Source organism: Dyadobacter chenwenxiniae, from assembly GCF_022869785.1.
GTDB classification, from domain to species: Bacteria; Bacteroidota; Bacteroidia; order Cytophagales; family Spirosomataceae; genus Dyadobacter; species Dyadobacter chenwenxiniae.
On the sequence record NZ_CP094997.1, the window covers coordinates 1691784 to 1707252 of the forward strand.

Annotated in this window: 13 protein-coding genes; 8 read left to right on the forward strand and 5 right to left on the reverse strand. The window is 46.7% G+C overall.

Going from position 1 to position 15469, the window contains the following annotated elements; all coding sequences use genetic code 11:
* Window positions 1-58: 58 nt before the first annotated feature.
* The 4 genes from MUK70_RS07040 to MUK70_RS07055 form a co-directional block, all read right to left on the reverse strand.
* Window positions 59-436: a VOC family protein gene (locus MUK70_RS07040; RefSeq protein WP_234656128.1), complete on the reverse strand. Its 378-nt coding sequence runs from the start codon at window positions 434-436 to the stop codon at window positions 59-61.
* A 22-nt stretch (window positions 437-458) separates the two neighbouring features.
* Window positions 459-1799, reverse strand: a complete 1341-nt coding sequence (locus tag MUK70_RS07045; protein ID WP_234656127.1) for an MFS transporter — start codon at window positions 1797-1799, stop codon at window positions 459-461.
* 153 nt (window positions 1800-1952) lie between these two features.
* Entirely contained in the window at window positions 1953-2543 is a 591-nt protein-coding gene (locus MUK70_RS07050; RefSeq protein WP_234656126.1) for a hypothetical protein, read from the reverse strand.
* Between the two features lie 128 nt (window positions 2544-2671).
* On the reverse strand, window positions 2672-3187 hold the full coding sequence (locus MUK70_RS07055; RefSeq protein ID WP_234656125.1) for a DinB family protein: 516 nt from the start codon (window positions 3185-3187) through the stop codon (window positions 2672-2674).
* 161 nt (window positions 3188-3348) lie between these two features.
* Between MUK70_RS07055 and MUK70_RS07060 the strand changes: the two genes are divergently transcribed.
* From MUK70_RS07060 to MUK70_RS07075, 4 genes are read left to right on the forward strand one after another with little or no spacing between them, the layout of a single operon-like run.
* A complete protein-coding gene (locus MUK70_RS07060) occupies window positions 3349-3963 on the forward strand; it encodes a TetR/AcrR family transcriptional regulator (protein ID WP_234604866.1) in 615 nt (204 codons plus the stop codon).
* A gap of 12 nt (window positions 3964-3975) precedes the next feature.
* Window positions 3976-5379, forward strand: coding sequence for a TolC family protein (locus tag MUK70_RS07065; RefSeq protein ID WP_234656124.1), 1404 nt, complete (start codon window positions 3976-3978; stop codon window positions 5377-5379).
* A 7-nt stretch (window positions 5380-5386) separates the two neighbouring features.
* Window positions 5387-6424, forward strand: coding sequence for an efflux RND transporter periplasmic adaptor subunit (locus MUK70_RS07070; RefSeq protein WP_234656123.1), 1038 nt, complete (start codon window positions 5387-5389; stop codon window positions 6422-6424).
* Window positions 6425-6442: 18 nt separating this feature from the next.
* Window positions 6443-9526, forward strand: coding sequence for an efflux RND transporter permease subunit (locus MUK70_RS07075; protein WP_234656122.1), 3084 nt, complete (start codon window positions 6443-6445; stop codon window positions 9524-9526).
* Between the two features lie 392 nt (window positions 9527-9918).
* Here MUK70_RS07075 and MUK70_RS07080 read toward each other — a convergent pair whose 3' ends face one another.
* Entirely contained in the window at window positions 9919-11631 is a 1713-nt protein-coding gene (locus MUK70_RS07080) for a tetratricopeptide repeat protein (protein WP_234656121.1), read from the reverse strand.
* Between the two features lie 161 nt (window positions 11632-11792).
* On the opposite strand from MUK70_RS07080, the gene MUK70_RS07085 reads away from it, so the two are divergent.
* The 4 genes from MUK70_RS07085 (at window position 11793) to MUK70_RS07100 (ending at window position 15445) form a co-directional block, all read left to right on the forward strand.
* Complete coding sequence (locus tag MUK70_RS07085) at window positions 11793-11996, forward strand: hypothetical protein (protein WP_234656120.1); 204 nt, start codon at window positions 11793-11795, stop codon at window positions 11994-11996.
* Window positions 11984-14221, forward strand: a complete 2238-nt coding sequence (locus MUK70_RS07090; RefSeq protein ID WP_234656119.1) for a bifunctional alpha,alpha-trehalose-phosphate synthase (UDP-forming)/trehalose-phosphatase — start codon at window positions 11984-11986, stop codon at window positions 14219-14221. The genes MUK70_RS07085 and MUK70_RS07090 overlap by 13 nt, the downstream gene beginning before the upstream one ends.
* Before the next feature lie 6 nt (window positions 14222-14227).
* A complete protein-coding gene (locus tag MUK70_RS07095) occupies window positions 14228-14812 on the forward strand; it encodes a Crp/Fnr family transcriptional regulator (protein WP_234656118.1) in 585 nt (194 codons plus the stop codon).
* A gap of 69 nt (window positions 14813-14881) precedes the next feature.
* The gene (locus MUK70_RS07100) at window positions 14882-15445 is read left to right on the forward strand and encodes a DinB family protein (protein WP_244784740.1); all 564 of its coding nucleotides are present in this window, start codon (window positions 14882-14884) and stop codon (window positions 15443-15445) included.
* The last annotated feature ends 24 nt before the right edge of the window (window positions 15446-15469 follow it).

Consider the following 15469-nt stretch of genomic DNA (forward strand, 5'->3'; position numbering starts at 1 on the left):
ATTACATCTCACACCGGCTCTTGCAGCCGGCATGAAAAGGACCTGATATTTGAATAAGTTACTCCTGAATCACGGAAAGAATGTTCCCGGCCGGGTCGGTAAACCACGCAACGGACGGATTTCCACGCGAAATGTTGTTTCCATCGGTTTTCAATTCAGGGAAATCATAACTTTCGAATGCAACGCCCAATGCTTTAAGGTCCTTTACGGCCTGGTCAATGTCGGGAACGGGGAAGTTGAGTACCGTGAATGTAGCAGGTGTATGATTTGGCTTTTCATAAATGATGAGGTCGTTGCTTCCTGCGATGTGCAGTTGCAGCAAACCCATTTCCTTCATTTCAGAGATATCTATTTTAAGGATGTCTCCGTAAAATTCTCTGGCTTTTTGCAGATTATCCACCGAAAATCCACTGAATGCTTTCGTTTCTTTGAACATAATGGTTGGTTTTTGTTGATGATTAAATATCCCCTTCCGCAGCAATGGCGTCGGCTTCTGTAAAAGCAGGGTCCGGTTTTTTGTAGATCCGGGAGAGCTTTTGATATGCTTTTGACTGCATAGCGATCAATGTTACTATGAGACCAATGATTCCTGTGAATGTAAATAAAAGCGCCAGTCCGCGTGCTGTTCCCGTTCCGAACCATGGGCCGATCAGTTCCACGCCAGCGCCTGTTGTCATAAATGGAATAAAAATGAATTTGGCAATCGGACCTATCATAAATGCCGTAATGGGCGATGCAGCTTGCTCAATGCTTTGGGCAAAGCCAAACACGCGGCCTTGTCTTTCGTGGGGAATAACCTTTTGCAGGATCGTCTGTTCAGTTGCTTCAACGACGGGAATGAGGCAGAGGTAAATGAACATACCGACTCCCAGAAGCACTATGGATGCCTGGATGGTGAAGAAAATACAGATCGTCCACATAATGATGTTGGACACGAAAAGCGTTTTCAATGGTTGCTTTCCAAGTCCTTTTTTGGCAACAACCAATCCGCCAACAATAAACCCAAGGCTCAATACGCCCCACAAAATGCCCCACACCTGCACAGTAACAAGTGAAAGTCCATAAGCGTCCATCAACGACATGAATACGCCGCCCAGGAAATTATTGAATGTGTTGAAAAAAATAAGGCCAAAAAGACCCGGCACAAGCCCAACCACCGCAATAGTCCCTTTGATGTCAATGTTCTCCATATGCGTGCCGGTTTGTACAACTTCCTTTTCCGGAATATCGATCGTGATCAAATGCAGCAACACCACAACCGTCAACCCCACGGCCAGAGCCAGCATCCAGGTCATACCCAGGAAACCGATCACAAGTCCGCTGAAAATAGAAGCGACAAGGAACGAAACACCGTTGACGGTTCCTACCAGCCCGTTTGCCTTGTCCCGCTTGTCTTCTTCAATCAAAATCGTAACCACCGTTGAAATGGCGATTGCCCTGATATTTCCCACCAGTGCGCCCATAAGGCAAAAGACGATGAGTATCCACAAAGCAATGTTAGCCGGGTTCTTGAAATCGGCTTCGGGTGTGATGATGTAGGTGATGAGCGCGGCCAGATACAGGACAAGCGTGATAATCCCGGAAAGCATCATGGATGTCTTTTTCTTGTAACGGTCTACAATAGAGCCGAGAAAGAAGCCGGACAAAGCAACAGTTGCAAAGTATATCCCAGCCATAACCGAGGTGGCTATGACGGATTTGGTTTCGAGATATACCCAAAAAGTTACCGCGAACCAAACGAATGTGTTCGTCAGGGTCGCGGCAAGGGAATTAGCTAAAATGGAATAAAACGTTTTCATGGCTAATAGTAAGTTGATGTGTCAAATATGAAGCAGATTCATCTCCGACAATACAAAATTACTACATCAAACCATCACGCAAGGTGGTGTTACAGGACAACTTACGGGTGCAATTGTGCCATACTTTGCATGCAAAGTGTGGTAGCTAGCCTCTCAGGGAACGGTTTGCACAGGTGCTGTTTGCCGCACAGGCTGCGTCTGTTGCACCGGTTGTGTCTGAGGAACATTTTGCCTGGTTGCAGGGACTGTCGTCGTTCTGTTAGTAGTAGTTGTTGTTGTGGAGGCTGCAGGCTGCGTAACCGGTGTTGTCGGAGTTGCGGTTGTGCCGCTTTGCGTCTGTGTGGTCGTCTGCGTTTGTGTTGCTGCGCCTGTCTGCTGCGGTGTCTGTGTTGTAGTCTGTTCCACTTCAGTTACTTGTTCTACGGGCTGAGTTGCCGCAGGTAAGTATCTTTCGGGCATTGTTATCGGATCCTGTGATGTATTTACTTTAGGCACTTGTCCTTGCTGCACAACTGGAACCGGATCGCTCACTGCCCCCGGGTCAGCTGCCTGGGTGGCGCCCTGAATTTGTCCTGTGGGTTTAGGCTGATATTCACCGTACGGCCGGGCAGACTGCCCAGTTCCTGAGCTTGGAATTTTGCCCGTAGGTGCAGGCCGGGAACCGATTTTCTGTGCGTGTGATTGAACAAAGACTGCCTCTGTGAAAATGAGTGCGGCAATGATGGATACGGTCAGAATCTTCATATAGTGTTGGATAAATTGAATGATAAATGTAGCCTTATTCAGACCCTTACCAAAACCGTTCCAACAAAAACAGCGCTGCATCACGTGAATGCAGCACTGTTCGATTTCATGGCTAACAGACTAATATTTTAACGCTCCCAAAATGCTGGTGGCTCTACACCCAGCGCGCGCAGGTACACATATCCTTGTGCACGGTGATGTATTTCATTATCAATAAGGTATAAAATTGTATTCAGGATCGTGTTTGGATACATGCCGAAGGCAGCTTCGGTTTCCTGAAAGCGGTCGGCGGAGATTTGCGGCCACAATGTTTCAATGTACTCAGTAACCAGGTCCCAGAGGTTTAGCACTTCCGGCTTCGTCGGCGGCGCAGGAGTAGAATAATCGAGTGCAGGCTCACCAAAAGTCCAGTCGCCAAACGCAATGCCGCGAATGCCAGGCGCAGTAAGCCCGATAATTTCCATAGACAACTGCGCAAAAGTGCGCATGCCACCAATCGAAAAGGTGTAAAAATGTTCTTCGGGAAAAGCTTCAATGGTCTTGCGTGTCAATCGGCGATGTCCCTGCCAGTGCACGAGCAATGCGTCAGCATTTAACAGGGATGGAGAAAAAGTTGCTTCGTTTGCGATGTTGTTAGTTTCCATTGTCAAAGGTTTTTAGTGATTTTTTGTTTGAACAATACAAAGGAAACAGGGGCGTATGACAGCCGTATGTCAGCAGGTTTTCGAGTCTGAAAAATATTTTTTCTGCATAAAATGTTTTTACTAAACACTGTTTATTATATTTACGACGAAAACACTTAAACATGGCGATCAAAGAGCGAAAAGAGCGGGAGAGGCAGGACATGCGCAATCTGATCATTGATTCGGCCACACAGCTGTTTTTAAAGCAGGGTTATGACAAAACGTCGATCCGGACTATTGCGGAAGATATTGAATACAGCCCGGCAACCATTTATCTCTATTTTAAAGACAAGGATGAAATTTTTTATGTCATCCACGAAAATGCCTTCGCTATTCTCGATAAGCAGTTTCGCAAGCACGATTCGATTGAAAATCCATTCGACAGATTGATCGCCGTTTGTAAAACCTATGTGAAATTTGCGATGGACAACCCCGACTACTATGACCTGATGTTCATTATGCGGGCGCCGCTCTCACAAATCAAATCCGTGGAGAAATGGGATGCCGGTGAATGTGCCTTTGAATACGTGCTGGATACGATCGCTGCCTGCCTCGAGGCGAACCTGATCAAGCCGGTGGACAAATACGTCCTTGCGATTTCCGTATGGTCATTTGGCCACGGACTGGTTTCTTTATATGTGCGTGAAAGATTATCCGTAATGGAAATGCCTGACGATGTAATGCTGACAATGATGGAGAGTTCCGTCAACTTTTTTTTGGAAAATCTGAGAGTTTAAAAAAATTTAGCCATGAATGAACACTGTTTACTAAATAAACGTCATTTACGATCACGTAATTGGCCCGATCGCCTGCGACGGAATCTGCTTCTTGTGGTTGTCCTGATCAGTTTTTCAAAACCGCTTTTTGCGCAGGACCGCATTCTGGATGCATACATCAGCCAGGGATTAAAGAGCAATCAGGGATTACGCCAGCAGGATTTTTTGCTCCAAAAGAGCTTTTACGCATTGAAAGAGGCCAAAAGCTATTTCTTGCCCGAGGTGAATCTCAATACATCTTATTTGGATTCCAGAGGAGGGAGAAAGATCAGCATTCCGATCGGGGATTTGCTGAACCCGGTTTATTCGTCGTTAAACCAGCTCACCAATTCAACGGCTTTTCCGCAGGTGGAGAACGTGAACCAGACATTTAATCCCAACAATTATTACGATGCCAAATTCAGGACTTCGCTGCCGCTTTATAATCCGGAAATAGGGATTAGTACGAAGATCAGGAAAGAGCAGATAAACTTACAAGAAGCTGATTACGATGTATATAAGCGTGAATTGGTTAAAGAAATCAAGGTGGCTTACTATGCTTATCTGCAATCGGAAGAGGCCATCCGGATCCTGGAAAGCGCCGTGAGCCTGGCCCGGGAAAATCTGCGCTTCAACCGTGTGCTGGTGAGTAACGACAAGGCGATCCGCACAGTGGTAAGCAGATCAGAGAACGAATTGATTGGCCTCGAAGCAAGAGTGGAGGAAGCAAAATATCAATCAAAAAGCGCAGCTGCCTATTTCAATTTTCTATTAAACAGTCCCCTGGACACAAAAATAGAAACGGGCGAGACCATCCAAATTGAGCCGACAACAGCGGGCAATACATTTGCCAGAAGAGAAGAATTGTTGAAACTGGAATCATTGGCCAAAGTCAACACACTTTCCGGTCGGCTGGCTAAGGCGTCGTCGTTACCCAAGCTCGCAACGTTTATAGACCTGGGTTCCCAAGGTGACTTTCTTCGTTTCAACAATGACACGCGTTATTACCTCTTTGGATTAACATTGGATTGGCGTGTTTTTGCTGGTAACCGCGTACAATACAGAACCAGTCAGGCATTCATGGACAGTAAAGTGACCGGCGAGCAGATCAGCCAGGTTGAGCAGCAACTGGCGTTGCAATCGCAAACGGCCTCAAACAAATTGAATGCTGCTATCAGAATGTTCCAGGCGTCCAAAAGCCAGACCGCACTTTCACAACAATATTATCAGGACCAGCAGAAGCTTTACCGCGAAGGGCAATTGCTTCACATTGAGCTGCTTGACGCGCAAAACCGGCTGGTAAGCGATCAGTTGCAGCAAAGTATTTCTTATATGATTATGCAAACGCGCTCGGCTGAATTGGAGCGTGCGCAGGCCAGTTATCCAGTTTCAAACTAAACATGCCATGAAAAACACATTAAAAACAAGCATTATACTGCTTATGCTCGCTGCGACGATGACTGCCTGCAAAGAAGAGCGTAAAGCCGAGCAAACTGACTCGACCATTCCCGTCAAAATCATCAGTTCAGCAGCGTTAACGCAGTCACAGCCTGTGGAAACCTCCGGTTTGCTGGGATCCGAAAACGAAGCAAATCTTTCCTTCAAAGTTGGGGGAATTATCAGGGAAGTTTTGGTAAAAGAAGGGGATAGGGTGCGCAAAGGGCAACTTTTGGCAACATTAAATGCGACGGAATTTGCGGCACAAATGGCCCAGGCGGAGGAGAATTTCCTGAAAACAAAACGTGATGCACAACGTACCCAAAATCTGTATCGCGACAGTGTAAATACAAAAGAGCAGCTGGAAAACAGCCTTACCGCATTGAATGTGGCTGAGAAACAACTGGAAATCGTGCGTTTTAACCTCTCACAAGCTAAAATATTTGCGACTACGGATGGTGTAGTGATTCAAAAATTGAAGAATGCAGGCGAGTTGGTGGAGGGCGGCGCGCCAGTCCTGTTCATCAGCAGCACAAGCAACAAGGATTGGGTGATCAAATGCGGGTTAACCGATAAAGATTGGACGAAGTTGAAGGGAGGCGAAAAAGCGGACATCGTTTTTGACGCTTATCCGCAGACATTTTCAGGAAGCATAGCAAGCCTTTCACAGGGCAGCGATGCCGGTTCCGGCTTATATCAGGCAGAAATACGGCTTAATAAGCAGCCAGCCAAGCTTGCTAATGGCCTTTTTGCCAAGGTTAGCATCTATCCAAAACAAAAAACGGAAATGATCTCGGTTCCGGTGGACGCTTTGATCGAAGGTGAGAGCGATAGTGCATTTGTGTTTGTCGCGTCCGGTGGGAAGGCTCTGAAAAAGCAGGTCAAAATTGCTTTTCTGGAAGGAGAAAAGGCATTTATTCTTTCAGGAATTGACGCCGGGGCGAAGATTATCCGTGAAGGCTCGGCATATCTGGCAGATGGTTCAGCGATTAAAATTGTTCAGTAACATTCCAATCACTACGTTATGAAATTACCTGAATTTGCCGTCAAGAATTATCAGTTTACGCTGGTGATTTTCATGGCTGTGCTGGCACTGGGCGTTTATTCGCTCTTTACAATGCCGCGCAGCGAAGACCCGGACATTCATCCGCCTCAGTTTACGGTCGTGATCGTCTATCCCGGTGCCAGTCCCAAGGATATGGAACAGCTGGTCGTGGACCCGATGGAAAAGAAGATCAACGAGCTGGACGATATGAAGCACGTCATCACCGATATCCGCGACGGACTGGCCGTGATGCAAGTGCAATACAAATACAGCTCCGACCCGGACGATAAGTATCAGGAGCTTGTCCGTGAGATCAATAGCCTGAGAAACAGCCTGCCGGACGACATCAACGACATTCGGATCAATAAACAGATTCCGTCAGATGTAAGTATCTATCAGTATGCATTGATCAGCGAAAATGCTTCTTATGCCCAGCTGAAAAAGTATTCCAAGGATTTTAAGGAACGGCTCGAAAAGATCAAATCCCTGAAGAAGGTCGAGTACGCCGGCTTTCCCGAACGCCAGGTGAATGTAAGCCTGAATCTGGAAAAAATCGCGCAGCAAAAGCTCACGCAAAACCAGATCATCAGTGCATTGCAGAGCGAGAATGTGAACATTCCCGGCGGCAGCATCAGTATGGCGACCAAAAAGCTGAACATTAAGACCAGCGGCAATTACCGCACAATAGATGAAGTTGCCAACACAGTAGTGTCTGCCTCCGGTGGAAAGGTCGTTTATCTGAAAGACGTTGCCGATGTGAAGCTCGGCTATGAAGACGAAACACACATTACACGTCTGAATGGCTTCCGGTGCAGTTTTGTGAATGTGAGTCAAAAGGAAGGCGAGAACATCATTGCCGTGCAGGACAAGGTTTTGCCTGTTGTTGCCGGATTTGAAAAGGAATTGCCTGCCAACATTGAGCTCGTTAAGGTCTTTGATCAGGCCAAAAGCGTTGACCATCGTTTATCGCATTTCGCGCGAGATTTTGGCATTGCTATTCTGCTTGTTTTGCTCACATTGCTGCCGCTCGGCTCACGCGCTTCTGTGGTTGTCATGATCTCAATTCCGCTTTCGCTGAGCATTGGACTTACAATGATGAATCTGCTGGGTTATAACATTAATCAGCTGAGCATTGTCGGAATGATTGTAGCGCTAGGGATCTTGGTGGACGACAGCATTGTGGTCGTGGAGAACATTGAACGCTATCTGAGGCTTGGGTATGGCCGGGTGGAGGCTGCGGTCAGGGCGTCTTCGCAGATTGGAATGGCCGTTGTGGGATGCACCATTCTATTGATTTTTGCGTTCCTGCCGCTCGTTTTCCTGCCCGAGGGAGCCGGAGATTTTATCAGGAGCCTGCCGCTTTCCGTCATTACCACGGTTTTTGCTTCCATGCTTGTGTCGCTCACGATCGTTCCGTTCTTGTCCAGCATTATTTTGAAAAAACATGCCAGCGCGGAAGGAAACTTTTTGCTGCGCGGCATGAAAAAAGGCATTCACAACACCTATGGAAGCCTTTTAGATAAAGCATTACGGTGGCCAGCCGCAACATTGGTACTGGCTGGGTTGATCTTCGCAGGCTCGCTGGCGCTCGTTCCCTTGATCGGCAACAGCCTGTTCCCCAAATCCGAAAAGCCCATGTTCCTGATCGACATTGAAACGCCGCAGGGCACAAATCTGAAAAAGACCAACCAGGTCACACGCTACGTGGAGGGGATTTTGAAACAGGAACCGCTCATAACTTCTTTTGCAACGAATGTGGGAAAGGGCAACCCGAGGGTTTATTATAACGTGATCCAGCGAAACGAAAGTGAGAATTTTGCAGAGATCTTCGTGCAGGTGGAAGGGCTTGAAACAGAAGAAAAGGTGGCGGTTATAGAGCGGTTGAGGAAGAAGCTGGAACGCTATCCGGGTGCAGAGATCAAGGTGAAGGATTTTGAACAAGGACCATTGATCGAGGCGCCGCTCGCTTACCGCATTTACGGCGAAAATCTGGACGACTTGCGTAAAACAGCTTTTCGGGTGGCTGATATGCTTGGCAAAACAGAAGGGACGATTTATGTCAATAATCCCTTGCAAGTGCAGCCGACCGATCTTAAAGTGAATATTAACAAGCAAAAAGCCGGAACGCTTGGCATTTCGTCAGCCGACATTGACCGCACGGTGAGATTAGGGGCTGCGGGGCTGAATGTAGCCACTTATCGGGAAGATGTGGGTAAGGCGGATAATTACAGTGTCAATGTCTCGGTTTCGCGAAATGCGGCGATCCAGGATTACAGTGTTTTTGATAAATTATATGTGACGTCTGCCTCCGGTGCCAACATTCCATTGAAAAACGTAGCAACCATCGAATTCGAAAGTTCGCCGAACCAGATCCGGCATTATGACAAGGATCGTTATGTTACGGTTTCGTCCTTTGTGAAGCCCGGTTATAACGTGCAGCGCATGAATGAGGATATCACTGCCAAGTTGAGCCAGTTCAGGTTTGAAAAAGGCCAGACATTTACGGTTGCAGGCGAAAAGGAAAGCCAGGAAGAAAGCTTCGGCGGATTGGGACTAATCATTTTGGTGACCATATTTGGCTTTCTGGGCGTTCTGATCCTGGAATTTAAAACATTCAAAAGTATCCTGATCGTGCTTTCGGTGATCCCGCTTGGCATTGTGGGCGGCCTGGCGATGCTTTTCCTGACGGGCGAGACGCTTTCTTTTACGGCAACCATTGGTTTCATCGCTCTGGTGGGGATAGAAGTGAAAAACTCGCTGCTGGTCGTGGATTTTACCAATCAGCTGCGTGCGCAGGGAATGGGAATCGAGGAGGCCATTATTGAAGCCGGTGAGATTCGTTTTGTACCCATATTACTCACTTCCATGACCGCAATTGGTGGCTTATTGCCGCTTGTGATTGAATACAGCGCGCTTTACTCGCCGCTGGCGTTGGTCCTGATCGGCGGATTGATCAGCTCCACATTGCTCTCGCGGCTTGTAACGCCTGTTATGTACAAGCTCTTGCCGCCATCCGTTGAACAGGTTGCGAGGGAAGAGTCGGTTTTAGAACCCCAGTTTTAATATTGCCGGTTTGAGAGCGGAATAAAAAGGCGTCGGCAAGAGTAACGCGGTTCTATTGCCGACGCCTTTTAAATAAGAAGAGGAGGGCTTAGCGTGCGCTAAGCTGTTGAGACATCACCTGGTGCATCCGAGTTTTTTTCTGTGCGTTTCCTACTTGTCCGCTGTGCCACCTGCAAACAGAAAGGATCAATAAGAGAATAAGTAGGAAAGATTGCAAAAAGAAATACTTGTACTTAACCAGTCGCATGGATTTCACAGAGAAGATGTCTAACAATTCAAATGTAGAAATATCTCGTCGCAGTCATGGAATAGGGGCATTCCAAAAACATTCCAATTTGAAACGCGCTGATAATTTGATAGTTACGTCCAAGCTGCATTTTGAAGATATTCCATCAGATTGTAGACACCACATCTTTCAAATCGGCTTCTTCCGGGAGGTTGAGCTTTTTCCGGATTCTGTGCCGGATCACGCGCACGCTTTGGACCGAAATTCCGAGCGTACTAGCCATTTCTTTATAAGTCAGATTGAGTTTTGCGAGCGCCATAAACCGGACTTCGGCAGGCGTCAGACCGGGCAATTTGGTCTTCAGTCTGGACAGATATCCCGTATGTATTTGTTCAAAAAGGCTCCTGAAATATTCCCACTGTTCGTCGGTAAGAATGGTGATCTTTTGCAATTCAAGAACCGTTTCCTCGCTCTCATTCATGCCGTATCTTGCGCTCAGTTTTTCTACCAGCAGGTTTTTCTCAGAAATGCTTTTGGTAAATTCTTCGAGCTGAATGGTCGCAAAAGTAAGCTCCTGTTCGGCTTTTTTCAGCTGGTCATTCACGATGCGCTGCTTTTCCCGCGTTTTATAATAGTAGGTTTTATAAAAATACAACGCAACCATGAGCAGCAGGAGCACGAGCGTCAGCAGGATGTTGCGTTCCAGTGTTTTGATTTGTTTTTCAGCCGCAATATGTTCCATATCGGCCCTATGTGCTTGTAATTGAGCCTTTTCACTCGCCCGAAGCATTTGCATCGAGTTGAAATCCTTTTCAAACAGATTGCGCATGTGCGTTGCGGAATCCAGATAAACATTGGTTAGTGCAAAGTTGCCCTTTGCTGCGTAAACCTTTCCGTAAACCTGGAAGAGCTGTTCAAGCGGCTTTTTCATTCCTGAATGCGCAATACAACCGCGTGCCTGTAACATGGCTTTTTCCGCCTCAGAGATCTTGCCCTGCCGAAAATAAATATCCGAAAGTAAGGTGAGTGACCGCGCTGCCTGGTCATAATCAGAAATGATCAGAGCCTGATTGACATTAGCTTGTAAGAGCGGAATGGCCTGGTCGTATTTTCCGCGCAGATAAGCCGTTTGGCCCAGGGCCCCTTGCGCAATGCCTTTCCAAACATTGTAGTCGTCAATGCCGACGTGTTGTAATATCTTCTTGAAATAACTATCGGCCGAGTCAAGCAAGCCCGTTTTCATATAACTCAGGCCAATAGTGTTCATGGCCAGATTGTGTACGCCGCGTTGTTCCTTTATAACTTCCACAGTCAATGCTTCCCTCGAGAAGTTGATCGCATTTCGATAATCAGCGAAAAAATAATAAGCTTCACCGATTTGGGTAAGGAAATAGGCCTTTTCGGGAAAATCCTTTTCCGAGATCTTTTTTAACATCGGGTGGATTGTGAGATATTCTTCAAAGGCACGCTCGTAGTTCTGCGTGTCGTACCAATAAAGATGCGCAAGAAAACGCCTTGCCCGGATATGGATCTGCTTGTTTCCGGCTTTCTGAGACTTGGTAATGAGTGCATGGAGATCCATAATATGTTGCTTATGGTCATCCTTATGCGCTTCCCGGTTAAGCATGATGAGCATCAGCTCCGTTTCCAGGACCAAATCCTGGTCGTTGTGCTTGATAGCCACCTGTTTGAGCGTTTCCAGCGACTTATATCCATCTGCACGGTTGCCGTTACTGATGGACAGGTCAATAAACTTGCGTAAAGCCGTGTAGCGCTCCGCGGGAGTCTTGTTTACAATATTATCGAACTGGGCCTCAGCCGAAAACGCTGAGATAATGAAACACAGGGCAATGAAACATCTCCTAAAAATGCGTTTCATCTAAAATAGGAAGGTTAGGTTAAAAAATGGCGGCCATTGCTGACCGCCCGCAACCCACAACAAAAGAGTGGCACAGTATTAATCCGCGATTACACAATTGTAGTCCATGACTAATCTAAGGTTTTCACACCTGTATTTGTGTTCAGCCATCACTTTAATTCATGGAAAACAGCAAAACTAATTGCTTGCAACTGAACCGTAAACAGCCGTTGCCACGAAAAATCGGTTCCGATAAAATGATGAAAGAGGTTGCAGGCACTAAGCTAATACAAATCCTGACGACATCAAATTTTGATTTTCAATGTGCAGTAAATGATGCGTGGCATAGGTTTTTTACTTTTATTGGGGTAGTATGGAAAATTTAAAACAACAAAAGAGCGCTGGAAGATTAGTTATTGTAGCCTATCGATTGCCATTCAAAATCGTTCGTGAAAACGATCAGGCACAATTATTCCAAAATTCAGGAGGCTTGGTTTCGGCCGTCCTTTCACTGGTAAAGGACAAGAACGGATCGGGTTTTAATGCGGATGAAAAGATCCAGTGGATTGGTTTTTCAGAGAACACGCGCGAAGAACTTGAAGGTCAATCGCTTGCTAATGAAGACTTTCAGGCGCATCCGGTTTTTATTCCGGAAGATATCAATGAGAATTATTACGAGGGCTTCTGTAATAACCTAATCTGGCCGTTATGCCATTATTTTCCTTCTCTGGCTCGGTTTAACGACGAGTATTTCGATGCTTATCAGGTCGCTAACAAGCTTTTCTTTGACAAAATCGACGAGATCATTCAACCAGGAGATGTGATCTGGGTGCAGGATTACCAGTTGATGCTGCTGCCTGACATGATCCGGCAAAAATACCCAGATAACAAGATTGGTTTCTTCTTTCACATTCCGTTTCCGTCGTTTGAGCTGTTTCGCCTGCTGCCGGTGACATGGCGCAAAGCTATTGTTGACGGGATTCTCGGCGCGGACGTTGTGGGATTTCATACCAATGATTACGTTGAGTATTTTCTCAAGGCCACGCGGCTCGTTTCCGGCTACGGCAACAAGCTGCATTACATCAACATGAGCAACAGGATTGTGAAAGTGGATTCATTTCCGATCAGTGTTGATTTTGATAAATTCAACGATGCTTACGATGATCCCATGGTGGCTGAAGCGCGCAATGAAGCGCGGCAGTCGCTGAACCAGAAAATCATTTTTTCAGTGGACCGGCTGGATTATTCCAAAGGCATTATTCACCGTTTGCGCGGCTTTCAGCGGTTCCTGGAAAGATATCCGGAATGGCATGAAAAGGTCTCGTTTGTCATGGTTGTGGTTCCTTCGCGGGACACTATTGAGCAGTATCAGCAGATGAAATCCGAGATTGACCAAACCGTAGGCCGCATTAACGCGGATTATGGTAACATTTACTGGCAACCGATCATCTATCAGTATCGCTCCATGCCTTACCATGAGCTGGTTGGCATGTACACCGCCAGCGATGTCGCATTAATCACGCCGGTGCGGGACGGGATGAACCTGGTTTGTAAGGAATACGTAGCCAGCCGGAAAGACCGGAAAGGAGTTTTGATATTGAGTGAAATGGCCGGGGCGGCTGCCGAATTGGCCGAAGCACTGATCATCAACCCATTAGACGTTCAGGACATTGCGGATGCGATTAAGCATGCTTTCGAAATGCCTGAAGACGAGCAGACAAAACGAATGGATGCCATGCGGGAGCGGATTAAAGACTATGACGTTTTCGCATGGACAGAAGATTTCTTTACACAAATGACCATGCTGGAACAAGAACATGAACGCCTTCGACAGGTGTTCCTTACCAATAAAGGCATTGACGCGATCCGTCATGCCTATGCAGCTGCAAACAATCGCATCCTGTTTTTTGATTACGACGGAACGCTGGCACCGATTGTGCCGGATCCTGCCAAGGCCATTGTCTCCGAAGATGTCAAGAAACTGATTCTTGAAATCGCCAAAAGGGACACCGTCATTATCATTAGTGGACGAGACCGCCACTTTCTGGATAACCTTTTCAGTGACCTCCCTGTTCATATCATTGCCGAACATGGGGCGCTAACCCGCACCAAGGGAAGCGATGAGTGGGTGCTGAACGAGAGTTATGAAGAAAACTGGAAAGAAAGCATCCGTCCCATTATGGATATTTATGCCAAAAGGTGCCCCGGCGCTTTTGTCGAAGAAAAAGAAACTTCGCTTGCCTGGCACTATCGGACTGCCGATGATAAAGAGTATGCGCAAAGACGCGCACAGGAATTGCTTTGGCAATTGAAAAATTATATTCAGCCCGAGCTTAATTTGCAGGTTATCGATGGTAATAAAGTTGTCGAAGTTAAAAAAACCGCTTTTAACAAAGGAACCGCAGCCCGGACATTCGTCGAAAATGGAAGTTACGATTTCGTACTCGCTATCGGTGACGACACAACGGATGAGGATATGTTTGAAGCATTGCCCGAAACCGCTTACACAATAAAGATTGGGGATGACCTTTCCGCCGCCAGAAACCACATCAGAAGTCAGGAAGAAGTTTTCCATTTTCTTAATTTTATGGTTTCATCCATAGGGGAATAAAAGATCATGCAAGACGAGCTGCGGCTGCTGCAAAAACTAATCGAGTCGGTCAGGCCGCTGAATATGGACGACCGGAATGTTTTTTCGTGCATTTGGAAGCCGTATTCGGCTGGCCGGAAGGAAGTAATAACAGCGGCGGGAGAAACCGAGCATTATTTGTATTTTGTTACAAAAGGCATTCAGCGCGTTTATTATCTCGACGATCAGAACCGGGAGGCGACGCTGGCGTTTATGTATCCGCCCTCATTTGGCGGCGTCGTGGATTCTCTGCTTTTGGGGCAGGTTTCCCGATATTATTATGAAACGCTTACTCCTTCTGAATTTTTACGGGCGCCCGTTCAGGAACTGCAGACATTGATGGCCGAACGTCCCGGAATTGCGGATATGGTCCGGCTCGGTGTTACCCAGACACTTTCCGGCATTCTCGAAAGGCTGGTGGAAGTGCAATGCTTCTCCTCCGAAGATAAGTTCCGCAATCTGCTCCGACGCAGTCCGCATATATTGCAGCTTGTTCCACACAAGTATCTCGCTAATTATCTTGGCATTGACGCGACCAATTTCAGCAAACTGGTTAATAAGATCAAAATTTGAAATGTTGGTTTTTACCAAAAAATTATCGCTGCGCAGTACGCAATTTTGCAATGTTAAAACACAAGCAAAATGAAACCTGTAAACAAAGCAGCATTGCTCAAAACATTAGAAGATAGGGTAGAGGAGCACATTTCGGAGACGATCGCCCTATTCCAAAACCGCAGCAATGCCGATCTCAACAACCCATCCGCCACAGGTGGGTGGAGCATAGCGCAATGTCTCGACCACTTGAATAGTTACGGCGACTTTTATTTACCTCATATCGGGAAATCTTTGTCGGGATCAGACGACGTGAACGTTTCCGAGTTTACCAGCTCCTGGTTCGGCGCGTATTTTACAAAAATGATGGATCCGGAACCGGGTAAAAGGAAATACAAGGCAATGAAAGGGCACATTCCGGCATCGGACCTGGATGCCGCGAAAGTGGTTGGTGAATTCCTCCGTCAGCAGGAGCTCTTAATGAGTTATTTGAGGGCGGCGCGTAAAAAGGATCTTAACAAAATCAAAATCCCGATATCCATCTCCAAGCTGATCAGATTACGGCTTGGAGATGTTTTTCAGTTCCTAATCGCACATAACGAACGACATATGCAGCAGGCTAAACGGAATCTGGTTAGCGAAAAAACAAGCTAGCACCTAACTTAACGACAGGCCCTT

Bases quoted from the DNA above. Each gene is read 5' to 3' on its own strand.
- MUK70_RS07040 (WP_234656128.1), bottom strand. From the start codon at position 436: ATGTTCAAAGAAACGAAAGCATTCAGTGGATTTTCGGTGGATAATCTG.
- MUK70_RS07045 (WP_234656127.1), bottom strand. From the start codon at position 1,799: ATGAAAACGTTTTATTCCATTTTAGCTAATTCCCTTGCCGCGACCCTG.
- MUK70_RS07050 (WP_234656126.1), bottom strand. From the start codon at position 2,543: ATGAAGATTCTGACCGTATCCATCATTGCCGCACTCATTTTCACAGAG.
- MUK70_RS07055 (WP_234656125.1), bottom strand. From the start codon at position 3,187: ATGGAAACTAACAACATCGCAAACGAAGCAACTTTTTCTCCATCCCTG.
- MUK70_RS07060 (WP_234604866.1), top strand. From the start codon at position 3,349: ATGGCGATCAAAGAGCGAAAAGAGCGGGAGAGGCAGGACATGCGCAAT.
- MUK70_RS07065 (WP_234656124.1), top strand. From the start codon at position 3,976: ATGAATGAACACTGTTTACTAAATAAACGTCATTTACGATCACGTAAT.
- MUK70_RS07070 (WP_234656123.1), top strand. From the start codon at position 5,387: ATGAAAAACACATTAAAAACAAGCATTATACTGCTTATGCTCGCTGCG.
- MUK70_RS07075 (WP_234656122.1), top strand. From the start codon at position 6,443: ATGAAATTACCTGAATTTGCCGTCAAGAATTATCAGTTTACGCTGGTG.
- MUK70_RS07080 (WP_234656121.1), bottom strand. From the start codon at position 11,631: ATGAAACGCATTTTTAGGAGATGTTTCATTGCCCTGTGTTTCATTATC.
- MUK70_RS07085 (WP_234656120.1), top strand. From the start codon at position 11,793: ATGGAAAACAGCAAAACTAATTGCTTGCAACTGAACCGTAAACAGCCG.
- MUK70_RS07090 (WP_234656119.1), top strand. From the start codon at position 11,984: ATGGAAAATTTAAAACAACAAAAGAGCGCTGGAAGATTAGTTATTGTA.
- MUK70_RS07095 (WP_234656118.1), top strand. From the start codon at position 14,228: ATGCAAGACGAGCTGCGGCTGCTGCAAAAACTAATCGAGTCGGTCAGG.
- MUK70_RS07100 (WP_244784740.1), top strand. From the start codon at position 14,882: ATGAAACCTGTAAACAAAGCAGCATTGCTCAAAACATTAGAAGATAGG.